Below are 17,857 nucleotides of genomic sequence, written 5' to 3'. Positions count from 1 at the left end.
GCGTGACGTACCCGGTCGGCGTCAGTTGCGCAGCTCGAGGTACTTCGAGATCAGGGCCTTCGTCGAGGAGTCCTGGGCTGCGAGTGCGTCCGCATCCCCGTCGACGGCGGGAGCGACCTGAAGCGCAAGCTGCTTGCCCAGTTCGACGCCCCACTGGTCGAACGAATCGATGCCCCAGATCGTGCCTTCGGTGAACACGATGTGCTCGTAGAGCGCGATGAGCTGGCCGACGACGCTCGGCGTGAGGGCCGGCGCGAGGATCGACGTCGTCGGACGGTTCCCGGTGAACGAGCGGGCCGGCACCACGGACTCGTCCGTGCCTTCTGCACGAACCTCCGCGGCCGTCTTCCCGAAGGCGAGCGCCTTCGTCTGGGCGAAGAAGTTCGCCATGAACAGCCCGTGGACGTCCTGTCCTGGCTCGACGGCGGCGCCGTCGCCCGTCTCATCCTTCAACGGGTGGGCGGGATTCGCGACCGCGATGAAGTCCGCGGGGACCAGGCGCGTGCCCTGGTGGATGAGCTGGTAGAAGGCGTGCTGTCCGTTCGTGCCCGGTTCGCCCCAGAAGATCTCACCGGTGTCGGTCGTGACGCTTGTCCCGTCCCAGCGGACGCTCTTTCCGTTCGATTCCATGGTGAGCTGCTGGAGGTACGCCGGGAAGCGGTGGAGGTACTGGGCGTATGGGAGCACAGCATGGCTCTGGGCCTTGAGGAAGTTGGAGTACCAGACGTTGAGAAGACCCATCAGGACCGGGACGTTCTGCTCGAGGGGCGCCGTGCGCATGTGCTCATCGATGGTGTGGAAACCGGACAGGAATTCGCGCCAGTTGTCCGGGCCGATGGCGACGACCACGGACGTGCCGATGGCGGAGTCGATCGAGAAACGGCCGCCGACCCAGTCCCAGAATCCAAAGGCGTTCTCGGGATCGATGCCGAATGCGGCGACCTTGTCGAGGGCGGTCGACACGGTCGACGAAGTGCTTGGCGACGGCCGCAGCACGGGCGGCGTCAGTGTCCTCGATGGCGCCGGAGGCGAGGAGCTGGTTCCAGAGCCACTCGCGTGCCAACCGGGCGTTCGTGAGGGTCTCGAGGGTACCGAACGTCTTGGACGCGACAATGAAAAGGGTGGTCTCCGGGTCCAGGTTCGCCGTCTTCTCGTAGACATCCGTCGGGTCGATGTTCGAGACGAAGCGGCACTCGAGGCCCGCCTGCACATACGGTTTCAACGCTTCGTAGACCATGACGGGGCCGAGGTCGGACCCGCCGATCCCGATGTTGACGACAGTCTTAATGGCCTTGCCCGTTATACCGGTCCACGCGCCGGACCTCACCTTGTCGGCGAATGCGTAGACCTTGTCGAGTGTGGCGTGGACGTCGGCGTCGACATCCGCACCGTCGACGACGAAGCCGGTCGGCGGCACGAGGTCTGCGCCATTCTTCGGGCGGCGGAGCGCCGTGTGGAGAACCGCACGGTCTTCGGTGACGTTGATGTGCTCGCCGGTGATCATGGCGTTGAACCGGCCTGAGACGTCGACGTCCTTCGCGAGCTGCACGAGGTGGGCCAGGATCTCTTCGGTCAGGAGATTCTTCGACAGGTCGACCGTGAGGTCGCCGGCCTGCAAGGTGTAGCGACCAGCTCGTCCCGGGTCGGTGGCGAACCACTCGCGGAGATCAGGCGAGAATCCCTCGGCGATGCCGGCGAGCTGACTCCAAGCGTCGGTAGACGTGGGATCAACGGGGGCGAATTCGGTCATGGATTCCTCCTGGACAATGGATCAGCAAACCGCCCGCGACTCCCGCAGTTCAGCGAGGCGGACCGCTTACCAGCCTATGGCCGTGTTCGGCGACCGTCTAACGCCAACCGGTTCAACCAGAACGCAGCAGGGACGGGCGGCGGGCTCGGTGCAATCGGATCTCACGTCACAAGCGAGTTTCATCTGGAGTCGGCATGCAGAACTGTGTGACACTCGAGTGTTCCGCTTCACGAAAGGATGATCGATGTCGTCGTTGCCCACTGCAATCGCCCTTCGCCGCACCGCAGGTCTTACCATTGCGGCCGGTTCGCTTTTCGTCGCCGTCGGAGCAGGTGCGTGGCTCACGGTCACGAAGCAGCTGCGCGATGAAAAGATCACAGTACCCGGCAACGCGCCCATTCTCGCGGGCAAGACGGTGCAGGGGCCGGTGACGGCCTACGTCGAGGCGCTCGTCATCAAGAACAATGCTGAGCGCGGAGCGGGTGGGCGCACATTCGCCGATATCAGTGCGGCCCTGAGAGGCCTTGACGCGACCAGCGACGAGGCAGTCGAGCTGCGCAAACAGAGCGCGGCGCTTTCAACAGGGGCATCGCTGCGCACCTCGCTGCTGACGTCCGTGCTCGCCTACGGGGTCAGCGCCTTCGCCGGCGGACTCGGGGCCTTCTTTCTGATCGTGGGTACGCAACTGCGTCGAGTCGACGCAGGTGGATCGCGCTGATTCACCAATCTGGCGCCTGAATTCTCGGGGCTGTCACCGCTGGCGCCGTGCCGCTCCAGGGATGACTTTCGCCCCGGGCTCTGTTGGCGCGCGGAAGATCCCAGGTCTGGCGGCCGACGCAAAGTCACTTGTCGGCATGATTGAACGTATGAACTCACGTGCGACGACAATGCGGGCAGTGCGGAACACCACACACGGTGGACCCCGGCTACTCGAAACACACACGATCCCGATTCCCGTCCGCGCACGAGGCGAAGTGCTCGTAGAGGTTCATGCCGCAGGGATCGCCTACCCGGATGTGCTGCAATCTCGGGGCGAGTACCAGCTGCGCGTCCCGGTTCCGTTCACAATTGGGAGCGAGTTCTCCGGGATCGTCGTCGACGCCGATGCCGACTCGGGATTCACAGCCGGCGACCGCGTTCTCGGCGTTGCCGGTTCTGGCGCGTTCGCAGACTTTGTGGTCACGCCTGCGGATCGCGTCCTGCCCCTTCCGGATGAGATCGACTTCATCGCGGCGGCGGCCATGCCCATCAACGTCCTGAGCGCAGAATTCGCCCTGGGGGAACGCGGCAATCTCCGTGCGGGCGAGACGGTGCTCATCCATGGCGCCGCGGGCGGTCTCGGAGTCGCACTCACCCAACAGGCGAAGCTGCGCGGCGCCGAGGTCATCGCCGTCGTCTCCACGCCGGAAAAGGCGCAACTGGCGCGAGACGTCGGGGCAGACCACGTCATCCGGCCTCACGACTTCCTGAGCGAGACTCGCAGAATCACGAACGGCCGCGGGGTGGACATGGTGCTCGATCCTGTCGGTGGCGAACGGTTCACCGACTCGCTGCGTGCGCTGGCGACCCGCGGGCGGCTCCTCGTTCTCGGTTTCACGGGCGGCAGCATCCCCACCGTGAAGGTGAACCGCCTGCTCCTGAACAACACGACCATCATCGGCGTCGCGTGGGAGGGACTGATGCCGACCTGCTCCGTCTCGCTTACGGCCCAATGGGAACGCCTGGCACCGGTCGTCGCTCGAGGCGCGCTCGCCCCGGTGATCCACGAGGTGGTGGCATTCGAGGAGGCCGCCGAAGCGGTCGCCGCCCTGGATGAACGACGGGCTGTCGGAAAGACCGTTCTCACGGTGCACCCCCGCCGTTAGACGCCGGGGGTGCTCTCGGCTACTCCTCGCCGGTCGCCGCGCTCCATGCGGGTGACGGCTATATCGACCAGAGCTCGATAGGCGCTGCGCACCATGCCCTGATCGAGCGGATCGCCGGGGTGGAGTGCCCGGTAGCTCCACCACCCCCACATGAGGGCGTCGACAGCACGGGCCGTGCCATCAGGCAGAGAGCGGCGAAGAACCATGAGGGACTCCTCTTGGAGGTCGCGGAGGACTTCCGCAACCCGGGGACTGCGCGCGCCGTAGAGGTGCATCTCCTCATACAAGCGGATGTCCGTGAGCGTTGGAGCTGTCGACCCGCACGTGGTGGCCACGAGCGCGTCAACGACATCAGTGTCGAGACGGGCGTCGCGCATCGGGGCCGCGTATCGCGGTTCGAGTCCGTCTCTCAAGGTCTCGAACGCGCTGACGATCAACGTCTCCAGGTCGGCGAAATAGTACGTCGTGGACCCGAGCGGCACGCCGGCCTGCACGGCGATGCGTCGATATGACGCCGCGTGCACGCCTTCTGACGCGATGACCTCCAGTGCTGCCCGAAGGATCCGGGTTCGGCGCTCCGGGTCATTCGGCTTGCCCTTCCTCACACAACCTCCTCGATGTCAGACAAAGTATGTACCATTGTACGCAGATTCAGAAAGCCCAGAAACGGGCAGTGACCCCAGGAGGACGACATGCAGGGTGACACACTCCAGCAACACGCCCGAGAGCGCGTCGGGGAGCTTCCCGGCGCGGAGCTCGAGCACCCCTTCGGACCCGACTGGGAAGTATTCAAAGTCCGTGGAAAGGTCTTCATGCTGATCACCGAAATTACTGGTGAATCGATCGTGATCGTCAAGGCGGACCCGGAAGACAGCCGAGCTCTCCGCCAGCAGCACAAGGACATCACGCCGGGCTACCACATGAACAAGCAGCACTGGATCACCTTGAATCCAGGCGGAGACCTGCACGAGTCTCTCATCGACGATCTCGTCACCGAGTCCTACCTCCTCGTGGTCGAGAATCTGCCACGCGCAAAACGCCCGGTCGATCCCGAACTGTTCGGCCACCGGAGCGGACTGTGACGCTCTCGCGCGGGCAGCTGCAGCAGCACACCCCTAGCGTCGGCACGATCACGAGCGGTCACTATTTTGACAAGCGGCAGTCGTGAGCGAGACACCGTCTCTCTTCGACATCGACGACGAGTCACGGCCGCTGGCTGATCGGCTCCGGCCGCGCACCCTGAACGACGTCATCGGGCAGGGCCATGTTCTTGGGGCGGACGCACCGATCGGGCGAATGGTCAACGCACAGAGACTCATGTCGATGGTGCTCTGGGGGCCACCCGGGTGCGGCAAGACCACGATCGCGCGGCTTCTCGCCGAGCAGACCAACCTCGCGTTCGAACCCCTTTCTGCCACCTTCGCCGGCGTCGCCGACCTTCGAAAAGTGTTTCAAGCAGCGCGGCGCCGGCGCGAGGTCGGTCAAGGCACGCTGCTGTTCGTCGACGAGATCCACCGCTTCAACCGCGCCCAGCAGGACTCGTTCCTTCCCTACGTCGAAGACGGTACCGTCATCCTCGTTGGCGCGACCACGGAGAACCCCAGCTTCGAACTCAACGGAGCACTGCTCTCCCGCACCCAGGTCTTCGTTCTGAAGCGCCTCGACGACGTTGCGCTCAGCACGCTCATCACCCGCGCCGAAGCGCTCATCGGTCAGCCGCTACCGCTGACCGATGAGGCGCGTCAGGCTTTGATCGCGATGGCGGACGGTGACGGCCGGTACCTGCTGAACATGATCGAGCAGGTACACGCCCTGCCCGCACCCGTCGACCCGGCAGCCCTCGCGGCCGCCGTGCAGAGACGGGCACCGCTATACGACAAAGCGCAGGAAGGCCACTACAACCTCATCTCCGCTCTCCACAAGTCGATGCGCGGCTCCGACCCAGACGCAGCCCTGTACTGGTTGGCACGGATGCTCGACGGCGGTGAAGACCCCCTGTTCATCGCCCGCCGCATCACCCGATTCGCCACCGAGGATATCGGCATGGCCGACCCGAACGCCGTTCAACAGGCCCTCGCCGCCTGGGACGTCTATGATCGCCTCGGTTCACCAGAGGGAGAACTCGCACTCGCGCAGGCCGTCATCTACCTGGCAACCGCGCCGAAGTCGATCGGCGTGTATCGCGGATTCAACAAGGCCCGCGCCGCCGCGAAGCGGACCGGATCGCTGATGCCGCCCGCGCACATCCTCAATGCCCCAACCCGCCTCATGAAAGATCTCGGGTACGGCGAGGGCTATCAGTACGACCCGGACACCGAGAACGGGTTCTCAGGCGCGAACTTCTTCCCAGAGGGCATACCCCGACAGACCTTCTACGAACCCTCCGCCGAGGGATATGAGCGAGCCATCTCCGCACGGCTTCGCCACTGGGCCCAGCTCCGGGACGGTTCCGCCAGTGGCCGTACTCCCGAATCCGACCCCGACTAATCCGGGCAATGAAAAAGACCCCCGGACTTCCGCGTAATTACGCGGATCTCGGGGGCCTTACAGTGCGGAGACGGTGGGATTTGAACTCTGGCCGAGCAATCATCTGGACTCTTCGACGCTCACGAACCGCATAATTACGCGGAAGTTCGATAACTCGGACGTCGCTCGATCACGTGGTTTTTGTACGAGTGTTGCCATTTTGTTGCCACGGCCCTTCTTGGAGCCCAGACGCGGTCGTCGCTCCCGACCTCCTGATCCGTAGTCGAAACCGGCTGCTCGAAGCACAGCCGAGGGTCCGCGAATCCCGTAGATTCACGGAGTTAGGGTGCTGTTGACTCACTCGCGACAAACGCATTTTGCTTGAGCTGCAGGCAGGATGTGAGCACGGGCCTCCTCTCGATTGCCTAGTACACCTATCTCGTTTGCATTTGAGATCTCGTTCCAACTCGACTTTGATTCGTCGTTCACTCTCCAACACAAACTGCGTTTAGGTTGGAATTGTCGATGACGTTCCAAATCCGCTTGTCGATGACACGTCGGCCTGGCCGGACAACATCATCAGCACAAGCTTCGACGCGCTCGAGGACCGCCCTGGTGACTAGCTCCGACAGCCCGGTCCCGCACCTCGAAGCCCACGATGTCCATGCCAGCCGTGGCGTGGCGCGGCGCGGCGCGGCGCGAGAATAATCACGGAGCCGTGAGTGCCCGAATGACGGCGGACGCTCCCGCCGGCTGAGCACCCGCGATGAGGGTTCTGAACAGCACCGTCCCGATGAGCGCATCCGCGAGTGCCGCGGGGTCCGCGGCCTCACGAAGCTGGCCGAGCGACTGGCCGCGCGCGAGCCGATCAACCAGGCCCTGGTGATAGGGACCGGTCGTCATGGCGTACAGCAGTTGGGCGTGACCCTGATCGTCGGAGGCCGCCGAGATCAGCGCACGCGTGAGCGCGGCGACGGCAGGGTCCCGGAGGGACGCCGTGATCCGTTCGAGCCACTCAGTCAAGTCGACGTCGAGCGATCCCGTGTCCGGCACCGGTTGCTGGGGCAGCGTGAGTTGCCCCTCCAATACGAGGTCCGCGACGATGAGGGCCTTGGAGGCCCACCACCGGTAGATCGTCTGGCGCCCGCACCCTGACCGCGTTGCGATCGCTTGAAAGCTGAGCTGCTGATAGCCGCGCTCGGCGATCAGGTCCCGGGCTGCTTCCAGGATGGAGCGTCGAACGGATTCACTGCGGGGTCTCCCTCGCGCAGCATTCGTCATGTGTCTAGTATAAGTTCGTACTCGCATTACGAGGCAGATGTATCGTAATATCGGCGCTATCGCATCCGCCGCGCAACCAAGGAGATTCCCATCAAGGCTTCCCAGCTCAACCCTGAACTGCGCGCAATCTATCGTTTCGTCCCGAACCTGCCGACCGGGCGACTGTGGCGGATCAGGGCCATCCGTCGACTCCTCCGTGCTGCGCCCCAACCGAAGCGCCCCACAGGAATGACCTTCGAGAAGATCGACTTCGGACCAGGTGCTGGCGTGCGCGTCTTCACTCCCGCTTCGGGGGATCCGGCGCCGCATTGCTCTTCCTACACGGCGGTGGCATGGTGATCGGCGCGGCGTCGCAGGAAGACGCGCGCCTCATCCAGATCGCCGACGAGCTCGACATCGTCACCGTGTCCGTCGAGTACCGCCTCGCACCCGAGAATCCCTATCCTGCCCCACTCGACGACTGCCTCCAGGCGTGGCGCTGGCTGCAGGACAATGCGAAAGCACGCGGCATCGACCCGGAGCGCATCGCGGTAGGCGGACAAAGCGCGGGTGGGGGCCTCGCTGCGGGCCTCGCGCTGCGCATCCACGACGAACTTCCGGTGCAGCCCATCGCACAACTCCTGTTCTGCCCGATGCTTGACGATCGGACGGCAGCAGACCGCACGCGAGACGCCGAGAACAATTTCCTTTGGAACAACCGATCTAATCTGACCGGCTGGACTGCGTACCTCGGTGACGCGCCCGGCGGTCCCGAGGTTCCTGCCTACGCGGCGCCGTCGCGACGTCGTGACCTCTCCGGCCTGCCTGCCGCGTGGATCGGGACGGGCGACATCGAACTGTTCTTCACAGAGGACCGCAGCTATGCGGAAGGACTCTCGGCGGCGGGCGTCGACTGCACTCTCGTCGTCGTCCCCGGTGCACCCCACGCTTTCGAATCGGTCGCCATCAGCGCTCCTATAGCAAAAAAATATTCTGCAGACGCGCTCGCGTGGCTGAAGCAACAGCTCACGATCACCGGAAATAACTAAGGAGAATCCCATGGCGAAGACAGACAAGCCCCTCACCGCGAAGTCCTCGATCGGCGAGTGGTTGAAGCATCCGGTGGGTGCTCCTCTGATCCGGGACCTGCTCGCGGGCGGCGGACAGACCGAATTGGCGCTGAGGCCGGTTCGCATGCTCGCGCTCCAGAAACTCGTCAGCCTCAGCCAGGGACAGATGCCCCAGTCCGTGATCGATGACCTCGTCCTGCGCGCCAATGGCGGCGAAGCGCCCTCCGAAGACGCCGAAGAGGAGGCGGGCGACCTCGCAGCCCCGGTCAACCTCCCGTCGAAGTTGAGGGGCGAAGTCGTCGTCGTCATCGGGGTCGGTGGCATGGGTGAGCTCATCGCCCGCCGCCAGGGCACCGGCAAGCGCCTCCTCATCGCCGACTTCAGCCAGGATGCCCTCGACCGGGTGCGCACCGCCCTGCGCGGCGACGGGTACGACGTGACAGACCGCAAGGTCGACGTGTCCTCCCGCGAATCGATGGCCGCGCTCGCGGCGGAGGCGGCGGCCCTGGGCCCCGTGTTCCAGGTCATCCACACCGCCGGACTGTCGCCCGTCCAGGCATCCGCCGCCGCAATCACCGCCGTCGACCTGGTCGGTGTGGCAAACATGCTGGAGGAGTTCGCGGCCGTCGTCGAGGCAGGCGGTGCCGGTCTCGTCATTTCCAGCATGGCCGGATACGGCATCGACCTGACACAGCAGGACGAGGAGGCGCTCGCTAACGATGACCCGGCCAGTCTCGCGCAGCTGCCGTTCATCAGCGCCCTCACCGACCCCGGTGCGGCGTACGGTTACGCCAAGCGCGGCAACATCTTGCGCGTCGAGGCCGCGAGCGTCGCCTGGGGCCGCCGCGGAGCCCGCGTGAACTCGATCAGCCCCGGGGTTATCGCCACCCCACTCGGCCAGCAGGAACTCAACGGCGAACACGGCGACGTCATGCGTGCCATGATCGAGTCCTCCGGCGCCGGCCGACTCGGAACCCCGAACGACATCGCCGACGCCGCAGCCTTCCTCCTCGGCCCGACGGCTTCCTTCATCACCGGCACCGACCTCCTCGTCGACGGCGGAGTAGTCGGAGCGCGCAGCGCAAGCTAAAGGACGATCCACGGGTCGTGCGGCAGCACATGTGAGCCAACTGCCGCACGACCACCTTGGTCTTCAACGACTCCTCATCGCATCAAATATCGGAACAGGTGTTCAGGAGCTGCATCGCAGAGGGCCGACGGCGCCCTCGTCTATCGTTCCGGTCAAGATTCGACTCTGACAACTGCGCGAGCCACGTTGGCACTTCAAGAGCATGGCCAGCCGAGAGCGAGATATCGGGCCGAGACCGTCGCGACCGAGACCTCATGCCTTGTGGTCTGCCGGAACAGGTTCGGCGGCTGCCGCCCGATCGCATCGTGCGTCGCCCAGATCGCGCCCAGGGCCCACCGGATCGCATCGACTTCCGCCAACGCACAATGCCCAGCCAGTCGACCATCGCCAGATCACGCTCTGTCACCTGCCCCTCCATGACCTCCGGCACACGGCCGAGAGTCTCGCCGTGAGCGTCGGCGCGAACGTGAAATCGGTGCAGCGGATGCTCGGCCACGCCTCCGCCGCGATGACCCTGGACATCTACGCGGACCTCTTCGATGCCGACCTGGACGCCGTTGCCACCCTCCTGAATCAGGCTGCCACGTTCTCAAGTGTTGCCAAAGTGTTGCCACGGGAGGATTTTGGCCAAGAAAAACCCCCACATCCCTTGAAAACACTGGGATGTAGGGGGAAGACACGTGCGGAGACGGTGGGATTTGAACCCACGGTACCCCGTGAAGGGTACTCCACCTTAGCAGGGTGGTGCACTAAGCCGTACTATGCGACGTCTCCTTGGCGCCTGCGCAGAATTCACCGAGCAAACACACGAGTGTAATCATAACCGTACCGGCGGCATCCGTTTGCACGGGTGCCCGAAGGCCCGCGCCTACTGGTTGTTGAGGGTGCGGCCGACGGAGCAGGTCAGCTCCCCGGCGGTCTGGCCGGTCGCCGACTCCGACAGGGTCGTGGCGTCCGTCGGGGTAGGGATCGGGGTGGCGCCGGCGGATGCCGTGGGATCGGGCGTCGCGGAAGCATCCGTCGTCGCGGCGGGCGTCGGAGTCGCGGTCGCGCTCGGGTCGAGCGTCGCGCCGCGCCCCGTTGTACCGCCGAGCTTGAGGGCCTTGTCGGCCGCGACCGCGGTGAAGAGTTCCTTGAAGTCGGGCTGGAGCGGGAGCACTCCGCCGGTCGTGCCGCCGGTGGGCACCTGCACGAAGACGACCTGGTTCAGGTCGATGTCCTTGAGCGCGACCGCGATCGACGCGATCACGGAGACGTTGTTGAGGCTATCGGAGAGCTTCATGTTGGCGGTCACGGCCTTCGCGAGCGAATACACCTTGAGCGGGTCCGACAGCGTGCTCGCGCTCTTGATGGTGCGCACCAGGGCCGACATGAAGACCTGCTGGTTGTTGATCCGGGTGAGGTCGCTGCCGTCGCCCACACCGTGGCGGGTACGGAGGAACTGCAGGGCCGCAACACCCTCGAGGGTGTGCATGCCGGGCTTGAGGAAGGTGCCGGTGTACTCGTCCTGGATCTCCTCGGCGACACAGACCGGTACGCCGCCGACGGCGGTGGACATGGCCATCACGCCGCTGAACTGGACCTCGGCCGCGAAGGGGATGGTCAGACCGGTGAGCTTCTCCACGGTGAGCACCGTGCAGGCGAGCCCGCCGTACGTGAGCGTGGTGTTGATCTTCTGGCGGCTCATCGAATTGAACGTGCCGCCGCTCGGGTCGGGGCAGGCCGGGATCGGCACGAACATGTCGCGCGGGAAGCTGATCACGGAGGCGTTGGTGTGGTCCTGCGAGATGTGCAGGAGCATGGTGACGTCGTTGAGGTCGCCGGTGGAGTCCTCCGGGCCGAACGACGGGTCCTGGCCCTTGCGGCTGTCACTGCCGACGATGAGGAGGTTGACGCCGCCTGTGATGGCGCCGATCTGCGGGACGGGGCCGTTCGTCTCGTTGGCGAGGTGCACACCGGGCTGCGCGCTCGATGCGACGTCGAGGGTGGCGATCGCGGCGACGGAGACGCCGCTGACGAGCACGACGGCCATGGCCGCTGCGAGGAACTTGACGACGGTGACGACCGGGTTCGAGTGCTTCAACCGGCCGTGCCGCGCGATGGTGCTGAGCTTGTGGGATCGTGCGGAACGGAGTCTCGGTTGGTCGCTCACTCAGATCCCTTCTGTGGTGCCGGCCGGGTAACGGGTTCGTGCGGAGGGCGTGGGATTCGAACCCACGAGACATTTCTGTCCACCAGTTTTCAAGACTGGCTCCATCGGCCGCTCGGACAGCCCTCCCGTTCGCGGCCCGGTCCGGCGAAGAACGCCCGGTCGACAACACACGAATACCGACCGATTCTAGCCGATCGCGCCTTCCTCACCCTGCCAGCAGGCTGGGACGCCCGCAGCGAGGCGGTTCGGAGGGGTGCCGGAGCGGCGTCAGAGCGACGCGAGAACCGTGGCGAGGCCGTCGTCGAGCACGGCTCCCGTGATCTCCCCGGCCGCCGCGAGCACCTCATGGGGGGACTGGCCCATGGCAACGCCGCGGCCCTCGAGCCCGGCCCACTCGAGCATCTCGATGTCGTTGCGTCCGTCACCGACGGCCATCACCCGGGCACGGGGGATGTCCAGCTCGGCTCGGACCCGCTCCATTGCGGTGGCCTTGTTGACGCCGTCGGGCGCGATGTCGAGCCACGCGGTCCAGCCGATCGAGTAGCTCACCCGGTTGAGGCCCATCTGCTCGACGACCTGCAGGAAGTCTTCCATCTCGTGGTCAGGCGAGATGACGACGACGCGGGTGGCCTCGTGGCGGAGCAGCTCGTCGAACTCGACGTGTTCACTGTCGAGGCCGATGGTGGCATCCGGGAAGGGTTCGGTGTACCGGTAGAAGCCGTGCTCGTCTTCGACGGCGTAGCGTGCGTCGCCGAGGTGCGAGCGGATCGAGAGCAGCACCTCGCTCGGGTCGAAGGTCTCGACCCATTCGCGGCGATACCCGGTCGGCGCGGTCAGGTCCCGGCGCAGGGTGATCGCGCCATTAGAGCAGACCACGTAGCGGGGCGTGATGTCGAGGCGCTCGAGCACCGGCAGGGTGGCCGCCGTCGAACGACCGGTTGCGAGCATGATCTCGTGCCCGGAGCGGGTGAGCCGCTGTACTTCCTCGAGCACGGCGGGGCTGATCGAACCGTCTTCGTGCACGGTGGTTCCGTCGATGTCGAGGGCGACGAGCCAGGGCGAGACGGTCGCGGTCATCGGATCGGCTCGAGGACTTCGAGGCCGCCGAGCCAGGGCCGCAGCGCCTCGGGGACGAGCACCGAGCCATCCGCTCGCTGGTGCGTCTCGAGAATCGCGACGATCCAACGCGTGGTCGCGAGGGTGCCGTTGAGGGTGGCGACCGGCGCGGTCTTGCCCGATTCGGTGCGATAGCGGATGTCCAGACGTCGGGCCTGGTACGTGGTGCAGTTGCTCGTGCTGGTCAGCTCGCGGTAGGCGTTCTGGGTGGGCACCCACGCCTCGATGTCGAATTTGCGGGCCGCGCTCGACCCGAGGTCGCCCGCTGCGACGTCGATCACGCGGTAGCTGAGACCGAGGGACTGCAGCATGCCCTCCTGCAGGGCGACGAGGCGGTCGTGCTCTGCCTCGGCGTTCTCGGGGAGGACGTAGGTGAACATCTCGAGCTTGTTGAACTGGTGCACCCGGATGATGCCGCGGGTGTCCTTGCCGCCGGAGCCGGCCTCGCGGCGGTAACAGGTGGACCAGCCGGCGTAGCGCAGCGGGCCATCATTCAGGTCGAGGATCTCGTCGGAGTGGTACCCGGCGAGCGCGACCTCGCTCGTGCCGGTGAGGTAGAGGTCGTCGGCGGGAAGGTAGTAGATCTCGTCGGCGTGCTCGCCGAGGAAGCCGGTGCCGTCCATGATCTCCGGGCGGACGAGCGTGGGCGTGATCAGGGGATGAACCCGGCCTGGAGCGCGCGGTCGAGGGCCATGTTCATCAGGGCGATCTCGAGCCGGGCTCCGATGCCGCGCATGAAGTAGAAGCGCGCTCCGGACACCTTCGCGCCGCGGGCCATGTCGATCGCGCCGAGCATTTCGCCCAGCTCGAGGTGATCGCGGGCCTCGAAGTCGAAGGTGGGGATCTCGCCGTGGGTGCGGAGCGTGGTGAAGTTCTCCTCGCCTCCGGCCGGGACGCCGTCGATGATGGGATTGGCGAGGGTGCGGACGATCCCGGTGAAGTCCGCCTCGGCATCCGTCGCGGTCGCCGCAGCGGCCTTGACCCGGGCGGCGAGGGCCTGGGCCTCGGCGACGAGGGCCTTCTTCTCGGCGGGGGCGCGCTCGCGACCTGCTTGCCGAACTGGTTCTGGGCGGCGCGCAGGTCTTCGTAGGCCTTGATCGAGGTGCGCCTGGCCGTGTCCGCGGCGAGCGCGGCGTCGACAGCTTCGACCGAAGCGCCCCGCGCCTTCTGCGAACGCTTGATCAGATCGGGATTCTCTCGCAGCAGTACAGGATCAATCACCGTGCCAGTCTACAAGCGCCCGCCGGAGCGCCTTGCTAGCCTTACCCCGTGAATACTCCCGGTGAGACTCCGAGCGGCCGTCGAGCGGCCGTCGTGTACAACCCGATCAAGGTTGACGTGGTCAAGCTCCGCGCGAGCGTCGCAGCGGCGGAGTCCGCCGCCGGGTGGTCGGGCACGGTGTGGCTGTCGACGACCGAGACGGATGCCGGTCAGCGGGCGACCCGGACGGCGATCGAACAAGGGGCATCCGTGGTGCTCGCAGCGGGAGGGGACGGCACCGTGCGCGCGGTCGCCGAGGCCCTGCGCGACACGGGCGTTGCCCTCGCGATCGTGCCGGCCGGAACGGGGAACCTGTTGGCCCGAAACCTGGCGCTGCCGCTCGCGAGCCTCGATGCGGCGGTGGAGATCGCGTTCAGCGGCGTGGACCGGGCGATCGACCTCGGCGTCGCAGTGCTCACCGACACCGAGGGCGAGAAGGCCGAACACGTCTTCCTGGTGATGGCCGGCCTCGGGCTCGATGCCCAGATGATCGCCAACACGAGCGCCGATCTCAAGAAACAGGTCGGCTGGCTCGCGTATGTCGATGCCGGAATGCGGGTGATCCCGAAGTCGAAGCCATTCCGCATCCGTTATAGCCTCGAGGGTCGCACCGACCGGCCGGCGCACGTGAGCACGATCCTGGTCGCGAACTGCGGGGTCCTGCCGGGCAACATCCAGTTCCTGCCCGATGCCCAGGTGGACGACGGGATTCTCGACATCGCCGTGCTGCAGCCCAAGGGCGTCCTCGGCTGGCTGACCATCTGGCGCAGGGTGACGTGGGAGAACGGCGTGCTGCGCCGCTCCGCGGTCGGGCGCAGGATCATCGCCCAGAGCGAGTCGAGCAACGAACGGGTGATGACGACGCTTCGGGGTTCACGGATCAGGATCGTGCTCGAGCACCCGCAGGAGTTCGAGATCGACGGCGACGAGTTCGGCCCGGTGCGCGCCGTCTCCCTGCGTGCCGACCCCGGCGCGCTCACGGTGCGGATGCCCGCGCCCGCTTCCGCGTAACGCCCCCGGCCCCGCCCCACTCCGCCTGCTTTCCTGCTCGCGAGAGTACACTTTTGGCCCTTAAACCCGCGGTTTGAGGGCCAAAAGTGTACTCTCGCGGACCGAAGGAGACCGGGGAGCGGCGCGGCGGGGCGCGGGGCGGGGGTGGCGGGTCAGGCGCCGCGGAGGAGGGCGTCGAGCCAGGCGCGCGCGCCGATGTAGACGTCGTCGTCGTAGCGCTTGGTGTACTCGTTCTGCTGCAGGTCGGCCCGGGGGTACGAGCCGAGGAAGATCACCTTCGGGCTGAACCGGCGCAGGCCGAGCAGGGCGTCGGCGACGCGTTCGTCGTGGATGTGCCCGTCGGCGTCGATCACGAACCGGTAGCGACCGAGCGCGTCGCCGATCGGACGCGACTGGATCAGCGAAAGGTTGACCCCGCGGGTCGCGAACTGCTCGAGCAATTCGAGGAGCGCCCCCGCGCGGTCCTCCGGCAGCTCGACGATGAGGCTCGTCTTGTCCGCACCGGTGCGTTCCGGGATCACGGTCGTGCGGCTGACCAGCACGAACCGGGTGACGGCGTTCGGGTTGTCACCGATGTCGGTGGCGAGAACCGTGAGGTCGAGATGGTTCTCGATCCCCGGAGGGGCGACCGCGGCATCCGCCTGTTCGGTCTCGAGCAGTGAGGTCGGCGCCGCCACATTGCTCGAGGCGGGGATGTGGCCGTGGTGCGGAACGTTCGTCTCGAGCCAGTTCCGGCACTGGGCGTATGCGACCGGGTGCGCGGCGACGATCTTCACGTCGGCAAGCGTCGTGCCCGGCCTGGCCACGAGCACGAAGTTCACCGGCACGAGATACTCGCCGATGATCCGGAGGTCCGGCACCTTCGCGAGCGCGTCCTGGGTGGCGGACACGCCGCCGTCGACGGAATTCTCGATCGCGATCATCGCGGCGACGCTGCGACCGGAGACGACGTCGGCGAGCGCCTCGCCCACGTTGTTGACGGAGCGCCAGGCCTGGCCGCGCGCCTCGGGCACCTGGGCGAGTGCCGCCTCGGTGAAGGTGCCCGCCGGCCCCAGGAAGCTGTAGCTGGCTTTGCGCGTCTCGGACATGGCTCACAGCCTACTTGCAGTGCCAGACTGGGGACATGAATGAACGTGCGGGCACTCCGGCCCTGGAATCAGACCTGATCGATGTCGACGCGCTGGTCAAGGCGTACTACGACCTGAAACCCGATGTGACCGTGCCCGCCCAACGGGTGGCATTCGGCACCTCCGGGCACCGTGGCAGTTCGCTGAACACGGCCTTCAACGAGAACCACATCATCGCGACGACGCAGGCCATCGTCGAGTACCGCACCAATCAGGGCATCACGGGCCCCCTTTTCATCGGGACGGACCCGCACGCGCTGAGCGCCCCGGCGTACACGACGGCGCTCGAAGTGCTCGTCGGCAACGGCGTGCGCGTCCTCGTCGACGAGTTCGACGACTACGTGCCCACCCCGTCGCTCTCGCACGCGATCCTCGCCTACAACCGGGCAGGGAACACCGATGAGGCCGACGGCATCGTCGTCACCCCCAGCCACAACCCCCGACCGACGGCGGCTTCAAGTACAACCCCCGCACGGTGGACCGGCCGACAGCGACGCCACCTCCTGGATCGCCGCGCGCGCCAACGAGCTCATCGCCGGCGGACTCGTCGACGTGAAGATGAGCGAACCGAGCGCGGTCGAGACCTACGACTTCCGCGGTGCGTACGTGAACGACCTCGAGAACATCATCGACATGGCCGCCATCAAGGCAAGCGGCATCCGCATCGGCGCAGACCCCCTCGGCGGCGCGAGCGTCGGCTACTGGGGAGCGATCCGCGACCGCTACGAGCTCAATCTCACCGTCACGAACCCCAAGGTCGACCCGACCTGGCGCTTCATGACCCTGGACTGGGACTCCAAGATCCGGATGGACCCGTCGAGCCCCTCCGCGATGGCCTCGGTCATCGCCCACAAGGACGACTTCGACATCCTCACCGGCAACGACGCCGACGCCGACCGGCACGGCATCGTCACGCCGGACGGCGGCCTGATGAACCCGAACCACTTCCTCGCCGTCGCGATCGACTACCTCTACAGCCACCGCGAGGGCTGGCGCGCGGACGCCGCGATCGGCAAGACGCTCGTCTCCTCGACGATGATCGACCGGGTCGCCGGCTTCCTCGGCCGCGACCTCTGGGAGGTGCCGGTCGGGTTCAAGTGGTTCGTGCCCGGGCTCATCGACGGTTCGGTCGCGTTCGGCGGCGAGGAGAGCGCCGGTGCGAGCTTCGTGCGCTTCGACGGCACGGTCTGGACGACGGACAAGGACGGTATCCTGCTGGCCCTGCTCGCCTCCGAGATCCTCGCCGTCACCGGCAAGAGCCCGAGCCAGCGCTACGCCGAACTCGTCGAGCACTTCGGCGACCCGGCGTACGCCCGGGTGGATGCCGCGGCGACGCCCGCGCAGAAGGCCCAGCTCGGCAAGCTCGACGGCGACGCGATCACCGCGACCGAACTCGCCGGCGAGAAGATCCTCGCGAAGCTCAGCCACGCCCCAGGCAACGGGGCCGCGATCGGCGGCCTCAAGGTCGTCACCGAGAACGCCTGGTTCGCCGCCCGGCCGAGCGGCACAGAGGACGTCTACAAGATCTACGCCGAGTCCTTCAAGGGCCCGGAGCACCTCCGCCAGGTGCAGCTCGAGGCGAAGGCGATCGTTGACGCCGCCATCGCGTAGACACTTTCGTTGACGGATGCCGTCGCGCACGTTCGCCGGTCGGCGGGCGCGGGCGGCGGCATCCGTCGTGTGACGCGGC

The 17,857-nt window shown here is 66.3% G+C and carries 12 protein-coding genes, 2 tRNA genes and 4 pseudogenes; 9 read left to right on the top strand and 9 right to left on the bottom strand.

Annotation, left to right across the window (positions count from 1 at the left end):
* Nucleotides 1-21 precede the first annotated feature (21 nt).
* Nucleotides 22-1,750, bottom strand: a pseudogene (gene pgi / locus RGU41_RS17465) (glucose-6-phosphate isomerase).
* Nucleotides 1,751-1,994: 244 nt separating this feature from the next.
* Here pgi and RGU41_RS17460 point away from each other — a divergent pair.
* Both RGU41_RS17460 and RGU41_RS17455 read left to right on the top strand, forming a co-directional pair.
* On the top strand, nucleotides 1,995-2,468 hold the full coding sequence (locus RGU41_RS17460) for an aromatic ring-opening dioxygenase LigA (RefSeq protein ID WP_134558333.1): 474 nt from the start codon (nucleotides 1,995-1,997) through the stop codon (nucleotides 2,466-2,468).
* 256 nt (nucleotides 2,469-2,724) lie between these two features.
* Nucleotides 2,725-3,615, top strand: a complete 891-nt coding sequence (locus tag RGU41_RS17455) for an NADPH:quinone oxidoreductase family protein (RefSeq protein ID WP_241975245.1) — start codon at nucleotides 2,725-2,727, stop codon at nucleotides 3,613-3,615.
* Here the strand turns inward: RGU41_RS17455 and RGU41_RS17450 are convergent.
* Nucleotides 3,612-4,220 (bottom strand): TetR/AcrR family transcriptional regulator, encoded by a 609-nt coding sequence (locus RGU41_RS17450; protein WP_322136944.1) that lies wholly within the window; start codon nucleotides 4,218-4,220, stop codon nucleotides 3,612-3,614. The genes RGU41_RS17455 and RGU41_RS17450 overlap by 4 nt on opposite strands.
* 87 nt (nucleotides 4,221-4,307) lie before the next feature.
* On the opposite strand from RGU41_RS17450, the gene RGU41_RS17445 reads away from it, so the two are divergent.
* Entirely contained in the window at nucleotides 4,308-4,697 is a 390-nt protein-coding gene (locus RGU41_RS17445; RefSeq protein ID WP_134449147.1) for an MmcQ/YjbR family DNA-binding protein, read from the top strand.
* Nucleotides 4,698-4,779: 82 nt separating this feature from the next.
* On the top strand, nucleotides 4,780-6,102 hold the full coding sequence (locus tag RGU41_RS17440) for a replication-associated recombination protein A (protein ID WP_322136943.1): 1,323 nt from the start codon (nucleotides 4,780-4,782) through the stop codon (nucleotides 6,100-6,102).
* 687 nt (nucleotides 6,103-6,789) lie between these two features.
* On the opposite strand, the gene RGU41_RS17435 is transcribed toward RGU41_RS17440, so the two are convergent.
* Nucleotides 6,790-7,362, bottom strand: a complete 573-nt coding sequence (locus tag RGU41_RS17435; protein WP_166787370.1) for a TetR/AcrR family transcriptional regulator — start codon at nucleotides 7,360-7,362, stop codon at nucleotides 6,790-6,792.
* A 164-nt stretch (nucleotides 7,363-7,526) separates the two neighbouring features.
* Between RGU41_RS17435 and RGU41_RS17430 the strand changes: the two genes are divergently transcribed.
* From RGU41_RS17430 to RGU41_RS17420, 3 genes and pseudogenes are all read left to right on the top strand, one after another.
* Entirely contained in the window at nucleotides 7,527-8,390 is an 864-nt protein-coding gene (locus RGU41_RS17430; RefSeq protein ID WP_322136942.1) for an alpha/beta hydrolase, read from the top strand.
* A gap of 10 nt (nucleotides 8,391-8,400) precedes the next feature.
* Nucleotides 8,401-9,501: an SDR family oxidoreductase gene (locus RGU41_RS17425; RefSeq protein ID WP_241985116.1), complete on the top strand. Its 1,101-nt coding sequence runs from the start codon at nucleotides 8,401-8,403 to the stop codon at nucleotides 9,499-9,501.
* A 415-nt stretch (nucleotides 9,502-9,916) separates the two neighbouring features.
* Nucleotides 9,917-10,108: pseudogene (locus tag RGU41_RS17420) on the top strand (tyrosine-type recombinase/integrase); the annotation flags it as partial.
* Between the two features lie 76 nt (nucleotides 10,109-10,184).
* Here RGU41_RS17420 and RGU41_RS17415 read toward each other — a convergent pair.
* From RGU41_RS17415 to serS, 5 genes and pseudogenes are all read right to left on the bottom strand, one after another.
* Nucleotides 10,185-10,275 (bottom strand) — tRNA-Ser (locus tag RGU41_RS17415).
* A gap of 94 nt (nucleotides 10,276-10,369) precedes the next feature.
* Nucleotides 10,370-11,653: an LCP family protein gene (locus RGU41_RS17410; RefSeq protein ID WP_241975523.1), complete on the bottom strand. Its 1,284-nt coding sequence runs from the start codon at nucleotides 11,651-11,653 to the stop codon at nucleotides 10,370-10,372.
* Between the two features lie 41 nt (nucleotides 11,654-11,694).
* Nucleotides 11,695-11,779 (bottom strand) — tRNA-Ser (locus RGU41_RS17405).
* Between the two features lie 141 nt (nucleotides 11,780-11,920).
* The gene (locus RGU41_RS17400) at nucleotides 11,921-12,730 is read right to left on the bottom strand and encodes an HAD family hydrolase (RefSeq protein ID WP_134449151.1); all 810 of its coding nucleotides are present in this window, start codon (nucleotides 12,728-12,730) and stop codon (nucleotides 11,921-11,923) included.
* Nucleotides 12,727-13,990: pseudogene (serS, locus tag RGU41_RS17395) on the bottom strand (serine--tRNA ligase). Before serS ends, RGU41_RS17400 begins: the two are co-directional and overlap by 4 nt.
* A gap of 48 nt (nucleotides 13,991-14,038) precedes the next feature.
* Here serS and RGU41_RS17390 point away from each other — a divergent pair.
* Nucleotides 14,039-15,040: a diacylglycerol/lipid kinase family protein gene (locus RGU41_RS17390; RefSeq protein WP_134560735.1), complete on the top strand. Its 1,002-nt coding sequence runs from the start codon at nucleotides 14,039-14,041 to the stop codon at nucleotides 15,038-15,040.
* A 152-nt stretch (nucleotides 15,041-15,192) separates the two neighbouring features.
* Here the strand turns inward: RGU41_RS17390 and pheA are convergent, their stop codons facing one another.
* Entirely contained in the window at nucleotides 15,193-16,128 is a 936-nt protein-coding gene (gene pheA / locus RGU41_RS17385) for a prephenate dehydratase (RefSeq protein ID WP_134560736.1), read from the bottom strand.
* A gap of 35 nt (nucleotides 16,129-16,163) precedes the next feature.
* On the opposite strand from pheA, the pseudogene pgm reads away from it, so the two are divergent.
* A pseudogene (gene pgm, locus RGU41_RS17380) lies at nucleotides 16,164-17,778 on the top strand (phosphoglucomutase (alpha-D-glucose-1,6-bisphosphate-dependent)).
* The last annotated feature ends 79 nt before the right edge of the window (nucleotides 17,779-17,857 follow it).

Source organism: Cryobacterium sp. 10C3 (genome assembly GCF_034314285.1).
Classification (GTDB): domain Bacteria; phylum Actinomycetota; class Actinomycetes; order Actinomycetales; family Microbacteriaceae; genus Cryobacterium; species Cryobacterium glucosi.
Note: the sequence above shows the minus strand (reverse complement) of the source record. Positions and strands in the feature narration are given on the sequence as shown.

Coding starts and splice junctions, on each gene's coding strand:
- RGU41_RS17460 (WP_134558333.1), top strand. CDS start 1,995: ATGTCGTCGTTGCCCACTGCAATCGCCCTTCGCCGCACCGCAGGTCTT.
- RGU41_RS17445 (WP_134449147.1), top strand. CDS start 4,308: ATGCAGGGTGACACACTCCAGCAACACGCCCGAGAGCGCGTCGGGGAG.
- RGU41_RS17435 (WP_166787370.1), bottom strand. CDS start 7,362: ATGACGAATGCTGCGCGAGGGAGACCCCGCAGTGAATCCGTTCGACGC.
- RGU41_RS17425 (WP_241985116.1), top strand. CDS start 8,401: ATGGCGAAGACAGACAAGCCCCTCACCGCGAAGTCCTCGATCGGCGAG.
- RGU41_RS17400 (WP_134449151.1), bottom strand. CDS start 12,730: ATGACCGCGACCGTCTCGCCCTGGCTCGTCGCCCTCGACATCGACGGA.
- pheA (WP_134560736.1), bottom strand. CDS start 16,128: ATGTCCGAGACGCGCAAAGCCAGCTACAGCTTCCTGGGGCCGGCGGGC.